Source organism: Nocardia sp. NPDC020380 (assembly GCF_044386975.1).
Taxonomy (GTDB): domain Bacteria; phylum Actinomycetota; class Actinomycetes; order Mycobacteriales; family Mycobacteriaceae; genus Nocardia.
Map to the genome: position 1 here is coordinate 46,737 of NZ_JBIRVQ010000008.1, position 22,328 is coordinate 69,064.

Consider the following 22,328-nt stretch of genomic DNA (forward strand, 5'->3'; position numbering starts at 1 on the left):
CGCCGAAACGAGCCGATGAACAAGTAGGGGTGGCCTGAAAAGGCCACCCCTACTTGTTCATTCGGAATTCCTAGCCGGCCGGAGCCGGAGCCGGGGTGGTGGGGGCCGGCGGGGTGGCGAGGTCGCTGGCGAACTGGAAGAGCGCCGCGGCGACGACCGGTCCGCCGACGATGATGGTGCCGGCCACGGCGCCGATGGCGCCCGCCGCCGCACCGGTGACCAGACAGCCGCCGATGGCGCCCGGCACCGTCAGGGTGCCGATGGTGGCGACGGTGGCGCCGGCGCCGAGGATGGCGCCGCCCGCGATGCAGCCGATGCCCGCGCCGATCGCGGTGCCGATCAGGCTGCCTACGGCCACACCGACGGTGACCGCGCTGGACAGGTTGCTCAGCGCCTGGTTGAAGTTCGGGTTCGCGGTGGCGTCGATGTCCTTGATGGTCGGCGTGTCCGGGGTGATCGGCTGGCCGGCGGCCGGATCGGTGTTCGGCGTCAGGGTGGCGGTATTACCGTCGATCTGGGCCGCGATCGGGTAGGTCTTGCCGTCGTTCTGGTAGGTCATCGGCAGGGTGGCGACGGTGGCGCCGGAGTTGTCGACGATCTGGAACTGGTTGTCCTTCACCGCCATCGAGCCGGCATCGGTGGTCAGCACCACGGAGTGGTCGACGAGGTTCGCCTGATAGTGGATGCCGGGAGCGATATCCGTGGTGACCGAGGGGTTGCCGGTGTCCGCGGAGGCGGTGTTCGCGGTGACAGCGGTGATCGACAGGGCCGCGATGGCAATGGTGGCGGTCGCGGCGATATTGCGGAACTTCATCTGGGATCTTTCTTCGGTACTTCGGAATTGCGGGCGAACTCAGGAATTGGCCGCAAACGGTCTGGTATTTGCCCGAAATACTCGCTCTGCGAGGGCTTTTCCAATGATGTTCGACGAATGTTCTTGTCGGGCGCTGCCAATCATGTGGGGATGATCCGACGTTGTCAATCCGGGGTCGGAAAGAGTGACGTGCGCCGCAGTCGAGAGCGGATACACACTGCTGACCTGCGGATATCGGTGCGAAACATATCGGATATCAGCGCGAAACATAGTGCCCCGCAATGCTTCAACGGAAGCGGCAAAACGGACATCATTAAATGTTTGTTACGTCCACGACAGGACTGATCCGCAAGATGCTTGTACGCTTCGGATGAGTGTCGCGGCGGGGTGAGGCCGCGAATGATCCGAATTCCGTGTACCTGTCCGATGAATGAGACTCATCGAATTCGACTCTGTCTGCGGCGTGCCCCTCATGCGCCGCAGGCGATCCGGGCACTGGTGGTTCCCTGCCGGTTGACCACCGACCCCAGGGAACCACCAGTGCACTCCCACCGCCCCGCCGGGCAGCGGTCGTTCCGGAGCAGCGGTCATTCCGCGGTGGCGGCCGCTCGGGCGGTGATCAGCTGACGGAAGGCCTCGATGACCTGGTTGTGGTATTCGCGGATCAGGATTTCGATCATCGACAGGTCGGTCGCCTCGAAATCGGAGTCCATGGCGTGGATTTCCTGCACCCTGCGGGCGAGCACCAGGTGGCCCGCCGGCTCGACCGGCTCGTAGAAGGCCTGGGCGGCTTCGGGAATGGAGAGCAGGATCTCGCCGACGGTATTGAACAGGCTGAGGACGCCGGGCTTGCCGGCGGCGGCGAAGCTGCAGCGCAGCAGGTGCAGTTCCGCCGCCATGATGTCGTTCAGCGACGAATTCTCGTCGGCGATCAGCAGTTCCATCCGGTCCGCGGCGTGCCTGGCCTGGGTGATGTCGTAGCGTCCCGGGTCGGCGGCGAAGGCGCGCAGGGTCTCCATGAGGAGCATGTGGTCGATATCGATGATGTCGGCGAAGAGCCGGGCCGCCTGCTCGGGTACGCGGTGCGCGAAGCGGAACAGGTAGCGCCAGGTGTCGATGCCGCCGTACACGCGGATATCGCGGACGGTGTAGCCGAGACCGCGGCGGGCCTCGGCGAAGCCGAGCGCGGCCAGCCGCCCGAGCGCGCTGTTGGCGGTGGGCGTGCTGGCGGCGAATTCGGTGGCCAGCTGGCGGACCGACGGCAGCAGTTCACCGGGCTGATAGATGCCCGCCGCGATGCGGTAGGCCAGCTGTTCGGTGATCGCGTCCACGACTGTCGGCTTTGACACCGGACGATTGTCCCAGGTGCTGTTCCACATGCCGGCGGTGCTTCCGTCGTTACGCGTTGACGGCCACGGAGGTTTCGGCGGTCGCCGGTTCGGTTGTCTCGTAGCTGTAGTCGTCGAGGGGGAACTTGCGGTTGCCGCGGCGGGCCTCGAAGAAGCCGGAGGGCCGCAGGTAGGTGCTGTCGCCCTGCGAGTTGCGGTAGTAGGTCGGTACGTGGCCGTTGAGCTCGTTGAAGTAGAAGCGGACCGGTTCGGCGCGGCGGAAGACCTTGCGGTGGTAGGCGTCCATGGCGTCCTTGCGGACCTCGATCACCCGCGCGCCGCGGCGCACGCCCTCCTTGATGGCGCGGACGGCGTGGTCGGAGGTCATCTCGACGAAGGCGTGCCAGCCCGAGCCGGTCCACGAGTACGGGCCGACCAGGGTCCACCGGTTGGGCAGGCCGTGCACGGAGACGCTCTCGTACGCCTGCAGTCCCGCTTCGTTGTAGAACTTGCCGAGGTCGAATCCGTCGCGGCCGAGGATGATTCCGGGCCGGTAGGTCTCCGGATCGGAGAACACCTCGTATCCGGTGGCCAGGATGATCATGTCGAATTCGCGCTCGACGCCGTCGCGGGTCTTGATGCCCCGAGCCGTGATGGTCTCGATCGGGTCGGCGATCAAGGCGACGTTCTCGCGGTTGTAGGCCTTGAGATAGCCGTTGGACATGGTGGGGCGCTTGGCGATCACACCGAAGCTCGGGGTGAGGTTCCTGCGGGTCTCGGCGTCCTCGACCACGTACTCCAGGTACTTCGCATAGGCCTTGATGGTGATCGAGTCGAACCTGGTGAGCACCTTCTTGGTGGCCTCCACCGGCGCGCCGACGGCCAGCCGCAGGGCGAGGTCGACGAATACCAGCGCGAGGCCGTGCACCGCCGCCTGCAGTCCGGGCACCGCCAGCACACGCTTGCCGAATTCCGGCATGACGAAGTCCGGCTTGGGAATCGACCACACCGGGGTGCGCTGGAATACGGTCAGTTCGGCGACCTCGGGCGCGATGGCCGGAATGATCTGCACCGCACTGGCTCCGGTGCCGATGATGGCGACCTTCTTGCCGGTGTGATCCCAGTCGTGATCCCAGCTGGAAGGCCGCTGGTACTTGCCCTGGAAGGACTCGCGGCCCGGGATGCCGGCCTCCTCCTTCGGCCGCACGAACGCGCCGACGGCGCTGATCAGGAAGCGCGCCGTGATGACCTCGCCGGATTCGGTGATCAGCCGCCAGTAGCTGTTCGCGTCGTCCCATTCCTCGCGGATCACATTGGTGCCGAACTTGATGTGCGGGTAGAGCCCGAACCGGTTCGCCACCTCCTGGTGGTACTTCTTCACTTCGGCGCCGTACGGGAAGGCCCGGCTCCAGGAGGCGTTGCGGGCGAAGGAGTATTGGTAGGCGATGGCCGGAATATCCACGCCCAGACCGGGATAGGTGTTCTCGTGCCAGCTGCCGCCGACATCGTCGGCGCGTTCGAGGACGACGAAGTCGCGCAGTCCGGCCTGCTGCAGTTTGACGGCGGCGGCGAGCCCGCCGGGGCCCGCGCCGATGACGGCGGTCTGATAATCGGGCTCGGTCTTGGCGACGGGCTTCTTGGCCGCTCGACGCTTGGGTTTCGGGGTTGTCATGGTCGAAAGTCCTTCTCGGGTAATAGATCCGGGTGTCAGCGGCGGATGCCGACGGTGAGGATGTCGGGCACCGGCCAGCTGTACCAGGGCCGCCGCACGGGCCGCTGCTCGACCGGCGCGAAGCCCGCGACGGTGATCAGCTCGATCATCTGCTGCGGTGACGGCGAGGCGGCCGGGCTGAGCCGGGTGCCGGTGAGCCGCTGCACCGGCGCCGCCCAGCGGGCGCGCAGATTCAGCGCGTCGATGGCGAGCAGTCCGCCCGGTTTCAGTACCCGATGGAATTCGGCGAGCGCGGCGGACTGATTGAAGAAGTGGAAGGCCGTGGTGGTGACGACCGCGTCCACCGAGCCGTCGGGCAGACCCAGCTGCTCGGCGGGCGCGTTGCGCCACTGCACACCGGTGCTGCGCTCCCGGGCCCGGGCCAGCATGCCGGGCGACATATCGATCCCGTACACCACCTCGGGCGTCAGCTCCGCGGCGATGCGGGCGGTGAGAATCCCGGTGCCGCAGCCGATATCGACGATCCGCCGGGACCCGTAGTCGCGCAGCAGGTGGATCATCTCGTCCTGGGGCGGTTGGTAGACGACCCGCTGCAGGGTGCGCTGGTCGTAGGCGCGCGCGGCCACCGAGAAGAACGCGGCGATGGTGCGGTTCAGTCCGCGCCGCGCGTCCAGCGCCGCCGATCGGATGGCGGGATCGAAGTGGGGCACAGCGTCATTCGTGTCGTCGCCCAGCGGTCTGGTCGAGGTGCTCATGCGTGTTCCTGTTCGGTGACGATGGCCAGGGTGTGCTGTCCATTGGCCGGCTGGGCGGTGGCCCGAGCGGGAGCATTGCGCAGCCCGCGACGTGCGGGGACGCCCCGCAGCAGGGCGCCGGCGCGGTCGGAGGCGCTCAATGCCCGTCCGAGCTGCTCGATCTCGGGTCCGGTGGCCACCCGCTGGACCGCCCGGTGTGCCGTCGGTGAGATCCGGGACAGCCCGTAGGAGAGCCACGCCTCGGCGCGTATCGGTTTGATGGCCTGGTTCTTCCGGATCGCCGACACGATGTGCCGGCCGGCCTTGTCCGGATCCATGGCGATGAGCGCCATGCTCCGCGCGACGGCCTCCTTGATGACATCGGTCTGGCCGTCGCTCATGGTCGCCATCTCGGCGGTTTCGGCGAGATTGGTGGCGATCAGGCCGGGGCACACCGCCGTGACGCCGATCCCGTGCGGCGCGAACTCGGCGCGAAGGCAATCGCTGAAATGCTTCACCGCGGCCTTGGACACGCAGTACGGCGTGCCGAGCCGGTAGGGCGCGAAGGCGCCCATGGAAGCGACGTTCACCAAGTGCCCGCGCCGGCCGCGCTCGATCATCCGGCCGCCGAAGATGCGGCAGCCGTGGATCATCGCCATGGTGTTGACGGCCATGATGCGCTCGAAATCGGCGAGCGGCACATCCAGTATCGGCCCGCCGACCAGGATGCCCGCATTGTTGACGACGATGTCCGCGACGCCGAACAGGGTCTCGACATCGTCGGCGAGGACTTCCAGGGCCGCGGTATCGGATACGTCGATCCGGTAGGCGGCGGCCGTGCCGCCCGCGGCCTCGATGAGCTCGGCGGTGCGCTGTGCGCCTCTCGTATCGAGGTCCGCGACAACGACTTTCGCGCCCGTGGCGGCGAGGGCCTTGGCGGTGCCGCGGCCGATGCCGCTGCCCGCCCCGGTCACGATGGCGACGGCCGAACGCAGATTCCTCATGACTTCGCCTCCGTACGGGGTGCCGCGCTCAGAACCTGTGCGACATCAGGGTTTTCGGCGGGATTGCCGACGTCTTTGGCATGGATCCGGCCGGCCAGGGCGGCCACCCGCTCGGTGCTGTCCGGTCGCGCCAGGAAACCGCGGCCCATGCTTTCGAGCTCGGGTCCCATGGCGACCCGTGCGATGCCACGCCACAGCCCCGGTGCGACCCGGCCGACGGCTTGAAATGCGTACGCTTCCGGCCGGATCGGCCGGATGGGCAGGTTCCGGCGCATGGCGTCGACGACTATCCGGCCCGCCTTGTCCGGGTGCATGCCGAACTGAGCCATGAGCCGTCGCATCGCGACCTTGCCGATGCCCACCTGGTCGCCGTCGATGCTCGCGACGGTCGCGGTATCGGCGAGATTGGTGGCGATCAGGCCGGGGCAGATGGTGGTGACGCCGATATCGTGGTGCGCGAATTCGGCGCGGATGCAGTCACCGAAGTGTTTGATCGCGTACTTGCCGATGCTGTAGCCGCTGGTGAAGCGGGCCGGCCCGAAGGCGGCCAGCGAGGCCACATTGGCGAGTTGCCCGCCCTGCCCGCGCTCCACCATCTGCGCGCCGAAGATCCTGCAGCCGTGGATCATCGCCATCATACTGATGTCGATGATGCGGGCGAAGTCCGCGTCCGCAGTGTCCAGGAACAGCCCGCCCACGAAGATGCCCGCATTGTTGAGCACCGCGTCGGGCACCCCGTGCTCGGCCTGGACGCGGGCGCCGAAATCCTCCAGCCCCGCGGTGTCGGAGACGTCGACGGTGTAGGCGACGGCCTCGCCGCCCGCCGCTTCGATGATCGCCACGGTCTCGTCCGCGTGCGGCCGATCGATGTCGGCGACAACGACTTTCGCACCGAGGGCGGCGAACGCCTTGGCGGTGCCGCGCCCGATGCCACTGCCCGCGCCGGTGACCACGGCCAGCCGGGGATCGGATCGCCTGCTCATGCCACACCGCCGACCTTGGTGTCCAGCGCGCCGTCCACCGTATCGGTGCCGTTGCCGGTCCGGAAGGGAATGCGTTCCACCAGTTTTCCGGCCCGGTCGATGGCGCGCGGCCCGGCGATGCTGTCGCGTACCTTCCGGATGTCGCGCTTGCCCGCCTGCGTCATGACGAGGCGGATCAGTCCGGGGGAGAAGCGGGCGAGCTGGCGGGAGATGCGGGCCTCGGGCCGGATGGGTTCCACCGCGCGGTTCTCGCGCATGGCGCGCACGATCAGCCGGCCGGCCTTGTCCGGATGCATGCCGAACAGCGCCTGCCCCTTGAGCATGAGGGTGCGGGTCAGCTCCGATTGCTCGGCGTCGAGGATGCCGTCCGCCTTCATGCTGGTGGACAGGTTGGTGGCGATCAGTCCGGGGCAGATCGCGGTGACGCCGATGCCGTACTGCGCGAATTCGGCACGGAGACAATCGCTGAAGTGCTTCACCGCGTACTTGCTGATGCTGTACGGCCCGGTGTACGGGGCGGCGGCGAAGGCGGCCATGGAAGCGATGTTCACCAGGTGGCCGCCCTTGCCGCGCTCCACCAGTTGCGCGCCGAAGACGCGGCAGCCGTGGATCATCGCCATCAGGTTGATGTCGGTGATGCGCTGGAAATCCCGCAGCGGCACATCCACCAGCGGTCCGCCGACGAGGATGCCCGCATTGTTGACCACCACGTCCGGCACGCCGTGCTCGGACTTCACCAGTGCCGCGAAGGCTTCCAGGGCAGTGGTGTCGGCGACGTCGAGCCGGTAGGCGTGCGCCGTGCCGCCGAGTTCGCGGATCTCGGCGACCGCGTCCCGGGCGGATTCGAGATCGATATCGGCGATGATGATTTCCGTGCCGATGGCGGCCAGCGCCTTGGCGGTGCCGCGGCCGATGCCGCTGCCCGCGCCGGTGACGACGGCCAGGCTCGGATAAAAGGGCTGCTTGGACATGTGTGCTCCGAGTCGGGATCAGGCGGCGGTGGATCGTGGCTGTTGCGTCGCGGTGGCGGCGAGGCGTTCGGCGACGAACGCGCCGATGACGCCGATGGCCTGCCGGGCGTCGGGCAGCAGGTCCGCGCCCGCGTGGAAGACGTGAATGGCCTTGTCCCACACCTGCATCCGGCACGGGACTCCGGCCTGCTCGCAGCGTTCGGCCAGTTGGTAGGCGTCGGCGAGCAGCACCTCGGTGGAGCCGACCTGGAGCAGTACCGGCGGCATACCCGTGAACTCGTGATTGACCGCCGACCAGGACGGGTCGAGCCGGCCGTCGCGGAGCAGTCCGAACTGTGCCGGAGTGTCGAGGGCCTTGGCGCCCAGCAGTGGGTCGACAGGGTCGTTGGGGTGGGCGTAGCGCAGGGTCGAGTCGTAGTTCGCCCACGGCGCGATGCCGACGATGCCGCCCGGCACCGGCAGTCCGCGGTCCCGGACCGCGAGAGCGGTGCGGAAGGCCAGGCCGCCGCCGGCGGAGTCGCCCGCCATGATGATCCGTTCAGCCGGAAAGCCCTGTGCGAGCTGGTATTCGTAGGCTTCGACGCAGTCTTCGATGGTGTCCACCACGTGTGCCTCGGGCAGCTGCCGGTAGTCGACCTGGAAGACCGGCGTGCCGCTCGCCTTGGCGATGCGGGACACGATGCGGCGGTGGGTGTTCAGGCCGCACGACACCAGTCCGCCGCCGTGGAAATAGAGAATCGCGGAGTCCTGGACCCGGGCCGGATCGGAAGTGTCACGGTGCCACACCCATTCGGCGCGGAAACGCGGAAAGGCGATGGGCTGCACGCTGGTTCCGCGAATCGGCACCAGGAATCCGGCCAGCGGATCGAGGGCATTGCTGATGCGGAAGATCCGGGCCCCGCGAACCGGGATTCCCTTCCAGGCCAGTCCGACGATCGCGTTCATGCCCTGCCGGAGCACGGCGTAGGAGAGCGGATGCGCGGCCCGGAGCGCCCAGCTGGCGCGGCGCGGATATTCGATGGTGACGGTGAGCATGATGCGTCTCCTTCTCGACGGCGACTCTGCCGTCCTCTACGCTGTGTTACACAGTAACTGCTGTCTGGGACGACATCAAGAGATTCGCGGATAGGAACCCGTTGTGGGTGACTCGGTGCTGCATTTTGCAGGTGAGAGCCTTGGAAATCAATGCTCTCGCAGCTGTTGTCCGCACTGTGTTGCACAGTGTAGCGTGGCTGAGACAGTGGCACGACGACGTGTGAATTCGAACTGGGGTAGATCATGGCCAAATTCGAGAACAAGCTGGTTATCGTGACGGGGGCGGGCAGCGGCATCGGCCGCGCCACCGCCGCGCGGTTCGCGGTGCAGGGCGCCCGGGTGATCGTGAGCGACCTCAACGGCGACACCGCCAAGGACACCGTCGACCGGATCACCGCCCGCGGCGGGCAGGCCTTCCCGTACGCCGTGAACGTCTCCGACGTGGAGGCGATGGAGAACTTCGCCGCGAGCGTCTACGCGGCGCACGGCGCACCCGCCGTCGTGGTCAACAATGCCGGGTACACCACCGCCGGACCGTTCCTCAATCACACTGTGGCGGACTGGGATCGGATCATGGGCGTCAATTTCTGGGGCGTCGTGCACGGCAGCCGGCTGTTCGGCCGGCAGATGATCGACGCCGGTCAAGGCGGGCGCATCCTGAACGTCACCTCGCCGGCGGCGGTGCTGCCGATCCCGCTCTCGACCGCGTACTGCACCAGCAAGGCCGCGGCGCAGATGTTCACCGAATGCCTGCGGCTGGAATTCGCGGGCACCGGCGTCGGGGTCACCGCGATCCTGCCCGCGTTCATCAATACCGGCTTCTACCCGAACGCCCAGGTGGTGGAGAGCGAGAACAAGGCGGTCGGCCGGGGGAAGAACATCTCGGTGCTCGCCGCGCAGCTGGTCGCGCGCAGCCCGGAAACCGTGGCGCGCAATATCGTTCGCATCGCGGGGCGCAATCCGGCCATCGCGCCGACCCCGTTCGAATCCCGGATCGCCTGCACCAGCGGGCGCATCTCCCCGGCGGGCGCGCGACTGGCCGCTCGCATGATGGACATCGATTCCCTGGTCGGACTGGTCGACCGGCTGCTGCCCGCCGCCGCCGTCCGCAAGCTGGACGAAGCGGCCGCGCGCGCGGTGTCCAAGGCCTGAGCAAGAGAACTCGTCGGAAGAGCATGAGCATGTCTGCGAACACCATCGAGGCCACGGACGATGTGGCCGCCGCGACTGCCGTGCGGCCGGACCACGAGGTCCTCATCGTCGGCGCCGGATTCGGCGGTATCGCCGCCGCGATCGAATTGCGCGAGGCCGGGATTCACGATGTCGTGCTGATGGAGAAGCACGACGGCATCGGCGGCACCTGGTACGTGAACACCTATCCCGGTATCGCCGTGGACATTCCGGCGGTGTTCTACAGCCTGTCGCGGATGCCCTTCACCTCCTCGTCGCGATTCTTCCCGCCGGGGCACGAGATCCAGCAGTACATCGAGCGCGTCGTGGACGTGTACGGCCTGCGTCGCCGGATCCGGCTGAACACCACGGTGGACGGTGCGCGCTGGGACGAGGCCAACCACCTGTGGCGGGTGACGGTCAACGGTGGCGAGGAGGTCACCGCGCGGTTCGTCATCGGCGCGCTCGGACTGCTGGAAGTGGCCAAGCTGCCCGATATTCCGGGCATCGACACCTTCGCCGGGCACAAGGTGCACACCGCGAGCTGGGACCACGATTACGACTACGACGGTAAGCGGATCGCCATCATCGGCACCGGCGCCACCGCGCTGCAGTTGATCCCGGAGATGGCCAAGGTCGCTTCGCATCTGACCGTCTTCCAGCGCACCCCGATCTGGCTGGCCCCCAAGCCCGACTTCCGCATCGACTGGGGCCTGGACAAGGTGCTCAGCGGCGTCCGGCCGGTGCGTGCGGTGGTGCGCGGCGCCATCGCGAGCGGTATCGACATGGGTCTCATCGGCGCATTGTTGTCGCTGCGCCGGATGCCCAAGGTCATGCCGTACGTCACCAAGGCGGGCGGGGCCATGTACAAACTGTGGCTGCGCGATCCGGAACTGGCCGAAAAGCTCACGCCCGCTTACGCTCCCGGCTGCAAGCGGCCGTCGATGTCCAACGAGTACTTCAGCACCTTCAAGCAGAAGGACCGGGTCTCGCTGATCACCGAGAAGATCGTGCGGATCACCGGGCGCGGCGTGCTCACCGCCGACGGCGTCGAGCACGAGATCGATGTCCTGGTGTGCGCCACCGGATTCCGCGTCTGCGAACGCGGCTTCGCCCCTGCCTTCAACCTCTACGGCGAGACCGGTGCGGAGCTCGGCGACTTCTGGCACGAGCACCGCTACCACGCCTATCAGGGGGTGAGCGTGCCGAAGTGGCCCAACCTGTTCATGGTCGGCTGCGGCCCCAACTCGATCATTCCCAGTTCGATCCTGGTCACCATCGAGAACACGGCCGCGCACGCCCGCCGCGCCATCGTCGAGACACGTCGTCGCGGCGCCACCAAGGTGGATGTGAACCAGCAGGCCTATGACGACTGGGCCGAATTCTGCACCGAACGCACCGAGGGCTCGATGTGGGTCACCGCGCCGTGCGCGGGTTCCAATACCTATTACGTGAACTACCAGGGTGAACTGGCGATCCGGCCCACCACCGGACTCAATCAATGGTGGGGCAACCGGCACTTCCCGTTCCGGCACTACACCTTCAGTACCGGTCTCCGACCTATGCGGTGAGTTCGAGAACTCCGCGCGGATTCCACGGCATCGGCCCGGTCGGGAAGCTGAACCGCACCATCCGGTGCGGTGCCGCCGCTTCGAGCTGAATCACGAACGGCGGCAGAATCCCCGAAATCACCTTGTCCAGCAATGAATTGATATGCGAGAACCCGGGCCGGAGTTTCACCTGCCAGCAATCGAACCTGCCACCGGGCACCTCGACCTCGGTACGCTTCTCGACCTTGCCGCTCAGCGGCCAAAGCACCGAATAGGTGAGCCACACATCCGCGGCAGCCTTGGCCCCCTTCGCGAAATCCAGCCCCCGCAACAGGATTCCGCCTCCGAGCAGCGGCATCACATCGCTCGGAAACGGCAGAATATCCGCCCCGAACTGCAAATGCTTGGTATCGACGAAGTACCCCTCCTCCCGGGAGACAACCTTGTCATCGAACCGAGTCTCCGCCCGATAACTCTCCGCCCGCATCCGCCCGTCCGCACGAATGAACCGCTGCTCCACCGACATCACGAACGTCGAAGCCGGCACGCTGATATCCATAACCGACACATACCGGTCCCCATCATGGGTAACCACACTCAACGCCTCGAACTGCCTCGGCTTGTCACCGATCGAAATCGTATAAGCACACTTCTCGCCATCGGCGATCTGCGGATCGGAAAAGGTCGAGGTCATCACGACTCCCATGTCTGAGTCAATCGGCCGATCGAACATGACCACAGCCCATTGTGGCCCGCAACAGTCGAGGTCAGTGCTGGGGCATATCACCAAATGCCCTGTCCAGCAGCACTGCTCACGCTCTGTTAGACAGTATCTTTGTCTGGGACAGGCGGCAACCGGAGCAGAAATTCGATCAAGGCAGCGTTTACTTCGGCCGGGCGTTCCTGCTGGATCCAGTGGCCGGCGCCGGGGAGGACTATCGGGTCGGCGAGGTTGGGGGCCAGGTCGCGCATGGTGGAGAGGTTGCCGTAGCGGACTGCTGTGTCGAGGGCGCCGGCGAGGAAGAGGGCTGGTTGGGGGAGGGGGTTGGTGGCGAGGGTGGGGAGGTGGTGCCAGTCGCGGTCGGCGTTGCGGTAGCGGTTGAGGGCGCCGGTGAAGCCGGTGCGTTCGTATTCGGTGGAGTAGTACGAGAGGTCGGCGGTGGTGAGCCAGGAGAGTGGGGTCGGGGGTTCGGGGATTTCGTTGAGTAACACTGCGTTTCGGGGGAGTTCGGTCAGTAGGTGGACGCCCAGGTCGCCGGCGTCGCCGGAGAGGCCGTACAGCATGAGGCGCATGGCTCGGGGGACGTCGGCTGAGAATTCGGACTCGGCCAGGCCTGGCTCCTGGAAGTGGAGCATCCAGTTGAAGCGGTCGCCCGTGAAGGTGCGCAGCATTTCGATCGGAGGGCGAGGGGAGCGTGGGCGGTGGGGCACGCTCAGGGCGGCGATCGATGTGAACCGCTCCGGATGCAGTTCGGCGGCGGCCCAGGCGGTGTTCGCGCCCCAGTCGTGGCCGACCAGGGTGGCTGTTTGTGCGCCCAGCGCATCCAGCAGGGCTACGGCGTCGGCGATGTGCTCCGCCATGCCGTAGCCGTCGACGTCCGACGGTCCGTCGGTGCGGCCGTGCCCACGTAGGTCCGGTGCGACGGCGCGGTAGCCGGCTGCCGCCAGGGCCGGCAGCTGATGCCGCCACGAGTACCCGAGTTCGGGAAAGCCGTGCAGTAACAACACAAGTGGGCCGCTGCCGGCCTCGGCCACGTGCATGTTCAACCCGTTGACGGGGATGGTGACATGTCGAATCTGTTCCATGACATGAAGTCAACGCGCGTAAGGGACTCCTACACATCCGTACCTGGGCGGCGACCCCCCTACGCCTACCGACGTACCGGCTGCCACCTCGCATGCCCGAAGGTTGCGGCTGCTCGTCAGATCCTTTCTGACCTGCGAAATCTCATGACACCGAAACCGTTTTGCATCTCGCTCACCCTTGTGTGTAAGGTTATGTATACGACGCGGGGTGGAGCAGCTCGGTAGCTCGCTGGGCTCATAACCCAGAGGTCGCAGGTTCAAATCCTGTCCCCGCTACTGAAGAGGGTGGCCCTGACCGATTGGTCAGGGCCACCCTCGTTTTTGTCGAGTTTCGGGTGATCTCGACTGTGATTCATCCCTTATATCCGACTCGGTGCCCCGTTCTGTGCTTGTAGCGCATAACGTCGCGGGGACAGATCAGTTGGGTTGGAAGGTGCAGTAAGCGTGATCGGTACGCGGGCGAAGCTCGATGAACTCGCCAAGATTCTGGAGATGGCCGCAGAACCGGCGGGTGAAGCCGGTGTCGCCAAGCGGGAGAAGAAGGGCATTCCGAGTGTCCGGCAGCGTGTGCACATGCTGCTCGACCCCGGGACGTTCATCGAGACCGGTGCGCTGGCGCGCCAGCCCGGCCAGGCGGATGCGCTCTACGGTGACGGGCTGGTCACCGGTCGCGGGCTGATCGGGGGGCGCCCGGTGGTGGTGATCTCTCATGATCAGACCGTGTACGGCGGATCTGTCGGCGTCACCTCCGCGCAGAAGTTCATGCGGGCCTTGAAGTTCGCGTTCGACAATGCGTGCCCGGTGGTGACGATCAATGATTCGGGTGGCGCCCGCATCCAGGACGCGGTGGGTTCCATCGCCTCGTTCGGCGATATCTCGCGGGTGCTGGAGAAGCTGTCCGGGTATGTGCCGCAGGTGTCGATCATTCTCGGCAAGTGCGCGGCGGGTTCCGTCTATGGGCCGATCAATACGGATGTGCTGATCGGTACCAAGGATTCGTACATGTTCGTCACCGGACCGGACGTGATCAAGGCGGTCAACGGCGAGGACGTGACGGCCGAGGAGCTCGGCGGCGCCAAGGTGCAGGCCGAGCGCGGCACGTTGCATCACGTCGCGGAGACCGAGCAGGAGGCCTACGAGTGGGCCCGCAACTACCTGAGCTACATGCCGACCAGTTGCGTCGAGCAGCCGCCCATCGTGAATCCCGGCCTGGAGCCGGAGATCACCGCGCACGATCTCGAGCTCGACAAGATCATCCCGGACTCCGATCGCGCCGGCTACGACATGCACGAGATCCTGCTGCGGCTCTTCGACGACGGTGAATTCCACGAGATCCGAGCCGCTTTCGCCCCGAACCTGATCACCGGCTTCGCCCGCGTCGACGGCTACCCGGTCGGTGTCATCGCCAATCAGCCGCTGGTGCTGGGCGGTTCCATCGATGCCGCCTGCTCGGACAAGTCGACCTACTTCATCCGGCTGTGCGACGCCTTCAATATCCCGCTGGTGTTCGTCGCCGACACCCCGGGCGTGCTGCCGGGCCTCTCGGAAGAGGCCGCCGGCGTGATCATCCGCGGCGGCCGCGTGCCCCGCGCCATCATCGAAGCGACCGTGCCGATCATCAACCTGGTGGTGCGCAAGTCCTACGGCGGCGCCTACGGCATGATGGCGGCCCGTCAGGTCGGCGCCGACGTCAGCTTCGCCTGGCCGACCGCGCGCATCGCCGTGATCGGCGCCGAGAGCGCGGTCGACCTGCTCGGCAAGCGCCAGCTGGCGGCGGTCCCCGAGGAGCACCGCGCGGCGGCTCGCGAGTTCATGGTCAACACCTACAACGAGACCGTCGCGACCCCGTGGATCGCCGCCGAACGCGGCTACATCGACGCGGTCATCGAGCCCTCGCGCAGCCGTCTGGAGATCCGGCAGGCGCTGCGCCTGCTGCGCGACAAGGCGAAGGTCAAGCCGGAGTTCAACCCGCGTAAGCACCCGATCTACCCCATGTGATCAGTACCGAGAACGGCCCGGAACCAGCAGGTTCCGGGCCGTTTTCGAGCAACGGGGTTTCAGCCGTAGAGCTTCACGAAGTTGTTCAGGGATTCCTCGACATCGCCGCGAAGCGCGCGAGCCACCACCGAGCCGATGGGCCCGAACAAGGGTGCGCCGCCGAGGCTGAAGTCGGCGGTGACCTTCGAGCCCGCGGGACTCGGAGCGACCCGGAGTTCGATGCCGAACTTGGTGCCGCCGATGCCGGATCCGGTGAGCACCAGTCGATTCGGTGGTTCGGCGGTCTTCACGGTCCAGGTGACGCGATTGCGGAACCCCTTGACGGTGGCCACCCCGATGAGCCGGGTGCCCGGTGTCAGCCCCTCGGGGATGGGTCCGCGCCAGCCCTCGTGGAGGGTGAGCCATTTGTTGAGCTCCGGCAGGTCGGAGGCGTGCGCCCACGCCTGGTCGGGCGGGATCGGGACGTCTACGGAGACGTTGAGCTTTGCCACAAACCAGATGGTATCTGTTACATGTCGTAGCTCTAACGTCGCCTGGCGCCGCCGGGCCGATGGGCGCGCACCTGCCCGGCGACGGCGACGATCCTGCGCGTCCGCACTTCTGGAAAACTTCCGTGTCGCTTTTACCGGTCTGATTCCGGATCGGTGGGGTCCGGCACGGTGGAATAATTCGTGGTCACCCAAAGGACTCGAAGTGCTCCGGAGGCAGTCGCAGGGCATGGCGAAACCGCAAGTGCAGGTGCTAGGGCCGATCCAACTGTGCGTGGACGGCAAGCCGGTCAATCTGGGCACCTCCATGCTCCGCGCGCTGCTGGCCCGGCTGGTGGTCGCCGGCGGCCGGGCGGTCACCGCCGACCGCTTGATCGAGGACCTCTGGGAGGGGCAGCCGCCCGCCTCCGCGGCTTCGGTGCTGCAGGTGCACATTCACAATCTGCGCCGGCTCATGGAACCCGATCGACCGCGCCGGGCGCAGGCGCAGATCATCGTCTCCGAATCCGCCGGTTACGCACTGGAGCTCGCGCCAGAGGCGGTGGACGCCTGGCATTTCGAGGCCCTGCTGCGGCGCTACGGACAGCAACCGGTCGGCCCACTCGAACTGCAGAAGCGACGGTATTCGCTCGATGCCGTGCTGGCCTGCTGGAACGGGACGGCCTTCGAAGCGCTGACCGATTACGCCTGGGCCGCACAGGAAGCCGTGCGGCTCACCGAATTACGGCTCACCGCGATCGAATTGCGCGCGCAGATCGAACTCGAACTGCATCGGCCCACCGAGGTCGCCATCGAATTGCGCTCGGTGTTCGACGAGCACCCCGAGCGCGAGGAATGCGCGCGGCTGCTCGCCACCGCGCAATATCGGATCGGCCAGCAGGCGCAGGCCCTCGCCACGCTGCGGCGCTCCCGCGAATATCTCGCCGCCGAATTCGGGGCCGACCCCGGCCCGGCCTCACGCGAACTCGAAGCGGCCATCCTCAGCCACTCCGCGGCGCTGGTTTCCACTCCAACGTCACCGCTCGTACTCGCCGCGCCGCGGCCGATGCGCCGGCTGCCGCTCGTCCCGGGTTACGCGAGCGAGCGCACCGCCCTGCGCGAGACGGCCGACGGCTGCCGCGGCGGTCGGCTCCAATTGGTGTGGGTGGCAGGCGCTCCCGGCGCGGGGAAGACGACGCTCACCGAATCGGTGCTGGGCGGTCTCGGCGACGACGGCTGGAAGCTGCTGCGCGGCGGCTGCCCCGAGGTCGACGGCGCGCCGCCCGCGTGGGCGTGGTCGGAGATCCTGCTCGAACTCGATCCGCAGGCGTCCCCCGAATCGGTCACCGGCGGTGACGCTTTCGCCCTCGCGCGCGCGGTATCGGAGCATTGCCGGCGAGCCACCGCGGCCGCGCCGCTGGTCATCCTGCTGGAGGACGCGCACCGGGCCGACACCGCGACCCTGCAGGTGCTCCGGCAGGTGGTGAACTGGCTGCGCGATCAGCCCGTCCTCATCGTGATCACGCTGCGCGGCTCCAAGGCCGAGCCGAGACTGCACGCCACCGCGGGCGCGCTCGCGCATTCCACCGCCGCCTGGCTGGAACTGACCGGCCTCGACCTCGAGGCCACCCGTGCCGCGGCGGCGGCCGCCGGTATCGAATCGCTCTCGGACGGCCAGCTGGTGCAACTGCACGAACGCACCGGCGGCAACCCGCTGTTCATTCGCGAGATGACGAAACTCGTTGCCGCCCAGGGCTCCCTCGACGCGCTGGCCGAGGTGCCGGACTCCATCCGGGAACTGATCGGCCACCGGATCGCGGGCCTGTCCGCCGCCGTGATCGCCGCCCTGCAACAGCTGGCCATCTGGCGGGACGGCGTGGACCTGCGCATTCTCGGTCTCGCCGCCGATGTGGGCGAGGACGAGCTCATCGACCTTATCGCCACCGCCGAGGCGCACGGCCTGATCCGCACCGACCGCACCGGCCGGATCACCTTCGACCACGCCCTCATTCACGAAACGGTGTATCTGAGCATCCCCATGCTGCGCCGGGTCCGGATGCATTGGGCGGCGGTGGAATTACTGGAGAAGCACGCCCACGACTTCCCGGGCCTCGCCCGCGATCCGGACATGCTGGCGCACAATGCGATCCTCGGCGCACGACCCGAAACGGCCGGGCGCGCACTCGAATACGTGCGCGTCGCAGCGACCGGCAGTGCCGAACGGGGCATGCGCGCCGATACCGTGCACCTGTGGCGGTCGGCCATCGAATTGCATGAAATGGCCGGGCACGACAGTGATCGCGCCGATCGCGCCGATCGTCTCGTCCTCTTCGATGCCTGCTGCGAGCTGGTCGGCGCCCTCGCCTACCAGGGGCGGCCGCTCGAAGCCCGCGTGGTGCGGAACCGGGCCGTCGCCCTGGCCCGCGATCTGGGCGGCACCGAACTACTGGTCCGCGCCCTGACCAGCTGGCGGGGACCGGTCGGCTGGGCGGTGCAGGGACACCTCGATCGCGATCGCCGCACCATGGATCTCGTCACCACCTGCCTGAACGAGGACCTGTCGGTGCAACACCGGATCCGCCTCCTCGCCGCCGCGGTATTCGATTTCTCGATGGATCCGGAGGGCATGGCGCTCGGGCACCAGTACGGTGATCGAGCGCTCGCGCTCGCCCGGAAGCTCGATGATCCCGAATTGTTCTGTATCGCACTGAATGCCGCGGTCTTCATCAGGGACGATCGCAAACCCGATCCGCGACTGGCGGAGGACTGCCGCGAACTGGCACGGCTGACCACGTCGGCCGAGCATCGGTCGGCGGCGCATCTCATGCTGTACCGCTACGCGCTGGATGCCAGCGATCTGGTGACCGCCGATGAGCACGCCCGGCTCGCCATCGAATCCGCCACCGACGCGCAGTTGCCGCAGCTGCTCGTGCTCGCCGAGACCTTCGGCGCCATCGTGGCGGTATTGCGTGGTGATCTGGCCGCGGCGGACCGGGCCTACAACCAGCTCTACGAGCGGTCCCAGCATTCGGCGATCGGCACCGATCCGGTGAGCCGGATCGCCGGTCCGCTCACGCTCGGCTGGGCCGGGGGCGACCTGTCCGGCATCGTCGAATCGCTCGGCCTGCTGTACCGCGTGCGGCCGGAGCTGGCGGGGCAGCCGTACGCGCTGGCGCTGTTGCACGCCGGCGATCGGGAGCGGGCGCGCGTCGTGTTCGATCGTGGCAATCCGGTGAACCCGTTGTTCTTCCAGACGACCATGTCGGTGTTCCGGGCCGCGGCCGCAATCGAATTGGGCGACCTGCCGGAAATGCAGCGGCTGTACCGGCTGCTGTCCCCGCACCGCGGAACCATCGTCGGCCTCGAGACCGGCCTGCTCACCCTGGGCCCGATGGATGCCATCCTCGCCGACCTCGCGGAGGAACTCGGCGATACCCGGCAGGCGGTGGTGCACCGGGCCCGCGCGGAACAGCTGCTGCACAAGGTGCGAACGGAGCTGGCTCCCGCGGGCGATCGGGCGGTCCCGTCCGGATCGCTGTGAGCCGAACGGTTCTGCGCCGGCGTTGCTGTACCTACTGTGCTGTGGTGTGAGCGAACTCGATCATGTGGTTTTGGCGACGCCGGATCTGGCGGGCACCGTCGCGGAGGTGGCGCGCCTGGTGGGGGTCGAGCCGGTCGCCGGTGGGCGGCACACCGGCCGCGGGACCCGGAACTATCTGCTGGGCCTCGGAAACGGCGCCTACCTGGAGATCATCGGACCCGATCCGGAACAGGCCGAGCCGGAACAGCCGCGCCCGTTCGGGATCGACGATCTGACCGAGGCCCGGCTGGCCGCCTGGCTGATCCGCGTCACCGATATCGATGCCGCGGTCGTGGAGTCGCGGGCCGCCGGTTACGACCCCGGCGATGTCTCGGATCTGTCCCGGACCACACCGGATGGCCGAATCCTGCAGTGGCGGTTGACCTTCCCGGTCGGTGCGGAACCGACCCGGGTGGTTCCGGCGATCATCGACTGGGGCGACACCGACCATCCCTCCGGCGAACTTCCCGTGGTGCCACTGCTTTCGCTCGAAGCCGTGCACCCGGACCCGGCCTCGGTGATGGAGCGATTGAAGGCCGTCGGCGCTCAGCTGACGGTGCGGACCGGCAACCGCCCGGCCCTGATCGCCACCGTCGGCGATGCGGCGGACCCGATCACGCTGCTCTGACCGTGCGCGCGGCGCCGCGGAGTGGGCGCGTGACGTGTCGGCCGGCAATGGAACACTGGTCGGCAATGAAACTGCCCGAGTTGCCCGACCTCCCCGTGCGTGCGGCACTCGACGAAATCGTCGGGACGCTGTCCGCGCGGGGTACCGCCGTGCTGGTCGCGCCCCCGGGAACCGGTAAGACGACCCTGGTCCCGCTGGCCCTGGCCGCGAACACTGCGGGCCGGGTGGTTGTCGCGGAGCCGCGGCGTCTGGCGGCGCGAGCAGCCGCCGGGCGCATGGCGACGCTGCTCGGCGAACAGGTGGGTGCGACGGTCGGCTATTCGGTACGCGGCGATCGCAAGGTGGGATCGAATACCCGGATCGAGGTGGTTACCTCGGGCCTGCTGGTGCGCAGACTGCAACAGGATCCGGAACTGTCCGGCGTCGATGTGGTCGTCCTCGACGAATGCCACGAACGCCACCTCGACGCGGATCTCCTGCTGGCCCTCCTCCTGGACGCGCGAGCGGGCCTGCGCCCGGAGCTCCGCGTACTGGCCACCTCGGCAACCGTTGCGGCAGATCGCCTTTCCGCATTGCTGGGCGGTGACGCCGCTTCTTCGGGCAGTTCGGGTGGCGGACCTGTCGCGCCCGTGCTGACCGTCTCCGGACGCACGTATCCCGTTGCCATGTCTTACGTTCCGGCCCTGCCGCGTGAGCGGATCGAGGCGCAGGTGGCGCGGACCACGCGAATGGCGTTGGCGGACAGCGAGGGTGACCTTCTCGTCTTCCTGCCGGGCGCGGCCGAGATCCGCCGGACCGCGGATCTGCTCTCCGGCCTGGAAGACGTGGATGTGCTGCCGCTGCACGGGCGTTTGGCCGCCGCCGCTCAGGACGCGGCCTTGCGGCCGGGCGCCCGGCGGCGCGTGGTGTTGTCCACGGCCGTGGCCGAATCCAGCCTGACCGTGCCCGGGGTGCGGTCGGTGGTGGATTCGGGCCTGTCCCGGGTGCCGCGCATCGATCACCGGCGCGGCCTGTCCGGCCTTGCCACCGTGCGGGTTTCGCAGGCGGTGGCCGAGCAGCGCGCCGGTCGTGCGGGGCGCGAGGCGCCCGGCCGGGCCTGGCGATGCTGGCCCGAGAACGAGCAGGCGACCTTGCCCGCTTATCCGGAGCCGGAGATCCGTACGGCCGACCTGACCCGGCTGGCGCTCGAACTCGCCTGCTGGGGAACCGCTGACGGTTCGGGTCTCGCCTGGTGGGACGCGCCGCCGGCGGGCGGCCTGGCGGCGGGTCTGGAAGTCCTCCGTGCGCTGGGAGCTCTCGACTCCGCCGGCACGATCACCGACCGTGGCCGCCATATGGCCACCCTCGGCCTGCATCCGCGTCTGGCCCGCGCCCTGCTCGACGGTGCCGCCGCCATCGGCCCACGAGCCGCCGCCGAAACGGTCGCCCTGCTCGACGACGACACCCTCGCCGCCGGTACCGATCTCGTCGCTGCCCTGCGCACGCTCCGCAATGATCGCCCTGCCCGCTGGAAGCGCGAATCCGACCGTCTCACCCGTCTGGTCGAGAGCGTGTTGCGCGAAAGCGGTGATCCGTCTACGAAAAATGCTGGAGGGAAGCCTGTTTCGCGCGGCGATGATCCGGCATTGATCGCAGCGCTGGCCTATCCGGAGCGGCTCGCGCGGCGGCGGGCAGTGGGGTCGGCCAGTTATCTCATGGCGGGCGGGACTGCGGTGACCTTGCAGCCCGGGTCGGGCCTCGGGGATGCGGAGTGGCTGGCCGTTGCGGTCGCGGGCCGCGATCCTGGCCGATCGGAGGGTCGAATTCGATTGGCCGCCATCGCTGATGAGGATTTGGCGCGCCGAGCGGCGCCCAGCCTGGTGCGGGTGGCCGATGAGGTGGACTGGGCCGATGGCGCGGTGGTCGCACGCCGCGTGGAGCGGCTCGGCGCGATCGTCCTGTCGGAAAAGCCACTGCGGGAACCGGATTCGGAGCTGTTGACGGCCGCGCTGCGCCGCGGACTGCGCGAGAGCGGTCTCGGCATCCTGCGCTGGACCGAGGATGCGGTATCACTGCGGCAACGCCTGGACTTCCTGCACCGCACCCTGGGCGCGCCCTGGCCCGCGGTCGATGACGAGACGCTGCTGGACGCGGCCGATTCCTGGCTGGGCCCGGAGCTGGCGACCGCGCGCCGCCGCGCCGACCTCGAACGCATCGATGCCGGTCAGGCACTGCGCCGCCTGCTCCCGTGGCCCGCGGCCGCGCGGTTCGACGAACTCGCCCCGGAACGTCTGGAAGTCCCTTCCGGCAGCAGGATTCGCGTCGACTACGACGCCGACCCGCCGGTCCTCGCCGTCAAGGTGCAGGAGATCTTCGGCTGGATCGACCCGCCCCGCCTGGCCGACGGCCGCGTCTCCCTGCTGCTGCACCTGCTCTCACCCGCGCGCCGCCCGGTCGCGGTGACCGCCGATCTGGCCTCCTTCTGGCGCAATGGCTGGCCCCAGGTCCGCGCCGATCTCCGTGGTCGCTATCCCAAACACGCCTGGCCGGAGGACCCCACAACCGTTGTGGCCCACCGTGGTACGGCCCGCAACGCGGGTCGCGGCTAG

Annotated in this window: 17 protein-coding genes and 1 tRNA gene; 7 read left to right on the forward strand and 11 right to left on the reverse strand. The window is 67.8% G+C overall.

All coding sequences use genetic code 11. The annotated features are described in order from the left end of the window. Window positions 1-70 precede the first annotated feature (70 nt). The 8 genes from ACH438_RS22760 to ACH438_RS22795 form a co-directional block, all read right to left on the reverse strand. Window positions 71-814 carry a hypothetical protein gene (locus tag ACH438_RS22760; RefSeq protein ID WP_397008330.1) on the reverse strand — a complete coding sequence of 248 codons (744 nt, stop codon included), beginning with the start codon at window positions 812-814 and terminating at the stop codon, window positions 71-73. Between the two features lie 587 nt (window positions 815-1,401). After that, on the reverse strand, window positions 1,402-2,163 hold the full coding sequence (locus ACH438_RS22765; protein ID WP_397008332.1) for a GntR family transcriptional regulator: 762 nt from the start codon (window positions 2,161-2,163) through the stop codon (window positions 1,402-1,404). Between the two features lie 49 nt (window positions 2,164-2,212). Continuing rightward, a complete protein-coding gene (locus ACH438_RS22770; RefSeq protein ID WP_397008334.1) occupies window positions 2,213-3,814 on the reverse strand; it encodes a flavin-containing monooxygenase in 1,602 nt (533 codons plus the stop codon). A gap of 35 nt (window positions 3,815-3,849) precedes the next feature. After that, window positions 3,850-4,569 carry a class I SAM-dependent methyltransferase gene (locus ACH438_RS22775; protein WP_397008336.1) on the reverse strand — a complete coding sequence of 240 codons (720 nt, stop codon included), beginning with the start codon at window positions 4,567-4,569 and terminating at the stop codon, window positions 3,850-3,852. Next, entirely contained in the window at window positions 4,566-5,552 is a 987-nt protein-coding gene (locus ACH438_RS22780) for an SDR family NAD(P)-dependent oxidoreductase (protein WP_397008338.1), read from the reverse strand. The genes ACH438_RS22775 and ACH438_RS22780 overlap by 4 nt, the downstream gene beginning before the upstream one ends. Beyond that, the gene (locus ACH438_RS22785) at window positions 5,549-6,535 is read right to left on the reverse strand and encodes an SDR family NAD(P)-dependent oxidoreductase (RefSeq protein ID WP_397008340.1); all 987 of its coding nucleotides are present in this window, start codon (window positions 6,533-6,535) and stop codon (window positions 5,549-5,551) included. The genes ACH438_RS22780 and ACH438_RS22785 overlap by 4 nt, the downstream gene beginning before the upstream one ends. Next, a complete protein-coding gene (locus tag ACH438_RS22790) occupies window positions 6,532-7,506 on the reverse strand; it encodes an SDR family NAD(P)-dependent oxidoreductase (protein ID WP_397008342.1) in 975 nt (324 codons plus the stop codon). The genes ACH438_RS22785 and ACH438_RS22790 overlap by 4 nt, the downstream gene beginning before the upstream one ends. An 18-nt stretch (window positions 7,507-7,524) precedes the next feature. Further along, window positions 7,525-8,541 (reverse strand): alpha/beta hydrolase, encoded by a 1,017-nt coding sequence (locus ACH438_RS22795; RefSeq protein ID WP_397008344.1) that lies wholly within the window; start codon window positions 8,539-8,541, stop codon window positions 7,525-7,527. Between the two features lie 243 nt (window positions 8,542-8,784). On the opposite strand from ACH438_RS22795, the gene ACH438_RS22800 reads away from it, so the two are divergent. Next, entirely contained in the window at window positions 8,785-9,693 is a 909-nt protein-coding gene (locus ACH438_RS22800; protein ID WP_397008346.1) for an SDR family NAD(P)-dependent oxidoreductase, read from the forward strand. A 29-nt stretch (window positions 9,694-9,722) separates the two neighbouring features. Further along, on the forward strand, window positions 9,723-11,282 hold the full coding sequence (locus ACH438_RS22805) for a flavin-containing monooxygenase (protein WP_397008348.1): 1,560 nt from the start codon (window positions 9,723-9,725) through the stop codon (window positions 11,280-11,282). On the opposite strand, the gene ACH438_RS22810 is transcribed toward ACH438_RS22805, so the two are convergent. Further along, window positions 11,272-11,955, reverse strand: a complete 684-nt coding sequence (locus ACH438_RS22810) for a hypothetical protein (protein ID WP_397008350.1) — start codon at window positions 11,953-11,955, stop codon at window positions 11,272-11,274. The two genes, ACH438_RS22805 and ACH438_RS22810, sit on opposite strands and share 11 nt — an antisense overlap. A 128-nt stretch (window positions 11,956-12,083) precedes the next feature. Continuing rightward, window positions 12,084-13,067 (reverse strand): alpha/beta fold hydrolase, encoded by a 984-nt coding sequence (locus ACH438_RS22815; protein ID WP_397008352.1) that lies wholly within the window; start codon window positions 13,065-13,067, stop codon window positions 12,084-12,086. A 202-nt stretch (window positions 13,068-13,269) separates the two neighbouring features. On the opposite strand from ACH438_RS22815, the gene ACH438_RS22820 reads away from it, so the two are divergent. Further along, window positions 13,270-13,343: transfer RNA gene (locus ACH438_RS22820), tRNA-Met, on the forward strand. A 168-nt stretch (window positions 13,344-13,511) separates the two neighbouring features. Then, complete coding sequence (locus tag ACH438_RS22825; RefSeq protein ID WP_397008354.1) at window positions 13,512-15,065, forward strand: acyl-CoA carboxylase subunit beta; 1,554 nt, start codon at window positions 13,512-13,514, stop codon at window positions 15,063-15,065. Between the two features lie 59 nt (window positions 15,066-15,124). On the opposite strand, the gene ACH438_RS22830 is transcribed toward ACH438_RS22825, so the two are convergent. Beyond that, window positions 15,125-15,556, reverse strand: a complete 432-nt coding sequence (locus tag ACH438_RS22830) for an SRPBCC family protein (protein ID WP_397008356.1) — start codon at window positions 15,554-15,556, stop codon at window positions 15,125-15,127. A 226-nt stretch (window positions 15,557-15,782) separates the two neighbouring features. Here ACH438_RS22830 and ACH438_RS22835 point away from each other — a divergent pair, with 226 nt between their 5' ends. From ACH438_RS22835 to hrpB, 3 genes are all read left to right on the forward strand, one after another. Continuing rightward, the gene (locus tag ACH438_RS22835; protein ID WP_397008358.1) at window positions 15,783-19,073 is read left to right on the forward strand and encodes a BTAD domain-containing putative transcriptional regulator; all 3,291 of its coding nucleotides are present in this window, start codon (window positions 15,783-15,785) and stop codon (window positions 19,071-19,073) included. A 46-nt stretch (window positions 19,074-19,119) separates the two neighbouring features. Next, window positions 19,120-19,740, forward strand: a complete 621-nt coding sequence (locus tag ACH438_RS22840; RefSeq protein WP_397008360.1) for a VOC family protein — start codon at window positions 19,120-19,122, stop codon at window positions 19,738-19,740. Window positions 19,741-19,805: 65 nt separating this feature from the next. Further along, window positions 19,806-22,328 carry an ATP-dependent helicase HrpB gene (gene hrpB, locus ACH438_RS22845; protein ID WP_397008362.1) on the forward strand — a complete coding sequence of 841 codons (2,523 nt, stop codon included), beginning with the start codon at window positions 19,806-19,808 and terminating at the stop codon, window positions 22,326-22,328.

Excerpts from the sequence above, each read along its gene's own strand:
- ACH438_RS22760 (WP_397008330.1), bottom strand. The coding sequence starts at position 814 with ATGAAGTTCCGCAATATCGCCGCGACCGCCACCATTGCCATCGCGGCC.
- ACH438_RS22770 (WP_397008334.1), bottom strand. The coding sequence starts at position 3,814 with ATGACAACCCCGAAACCCAAGCGTCGAGCGGCCAAGAAGCCCGTCGCC.
- ACH438_RS22775 (WP_397008336.1), bottom strand. The coding sequence starts at position 4,569 with ATGAGCACCTCGACCAGACCGCTGGGCGACGACACGAATGACGCTGTG.
- ACH438_RS22780 (WP_397008338.1), bottom strand. The coding sequence starts at position 5,552 with ATGAGGAATCTGCGTTCGGCCGTCGCCATCGTGACCGGGGCGGGCAGC.
- ACH438_RS22785 (WP_397008340.1), bottom strand. The coding sequence starts at position 6,535 with ATGAGCAGGCGATCCGATCCCCGGCTGGCCGTGGTCACCGGCGCGGGC.
- ACH438_RS22790 (WP_397008342.1), bottom strand. The coding sequence starts at position 7,506 with ATGTCCAAGCAGCCCTTTTATCCGAGCCTGGCCGTCGTCACCGGCGCG.
- ACH438_RS22795 (WP_397008344.1), bottom strand. The coding sequence starts at position 8,541 with ATGCTCACCGTCACCATCGAATATCCGCGCCGCGCCAGCTGGGCGCTC.
- ACH438_RS22800 (WP_397008346.1), top strand. The coding sequence starts at position 8,785 with ATGGCCAAATTCGAGAACAAGCTGGTTATCGTGACGGGGGCGGGCAGC.
- ACH438_RS22805 (WP_397008348.1), top strand. The coding sequence starts at position 9,723 with ATGTCTGCGAACACCATCGAGGCCACGGACGATGTGGCCGCCGCGACT.
- ACH438_RS22810 (WP_397008350.1), bottom strand. The coding sequence starts at position 11,955 with ATGACCTCGACCTTTTCCGATCCGCAGATCGCCGATGGCGAGAAGTGT.
- ACH438_RS22815 (WP_397008352.1), bottom strand. The coding sequence starts at position 13,067 with ATGGAACAGATTCGACATGTCACCATCCCCGTCAACGGGTTGAACATG.
- ACH438_RS22835 (WP_397008358.1), top strand. The coding sequence starts at position 15,783 with ATGGCGAAACCGCAAGTGCAGGTGCTAGGGCCGATCCAACTGTGCGTG.
- hrpB (WP_397008362.1), top strand. The coding sequence starts at position 19,806 with ATGAAACTGCCCGAGTTGCCCGACCTCCCCGTGCGTGCGGCACTCGAC.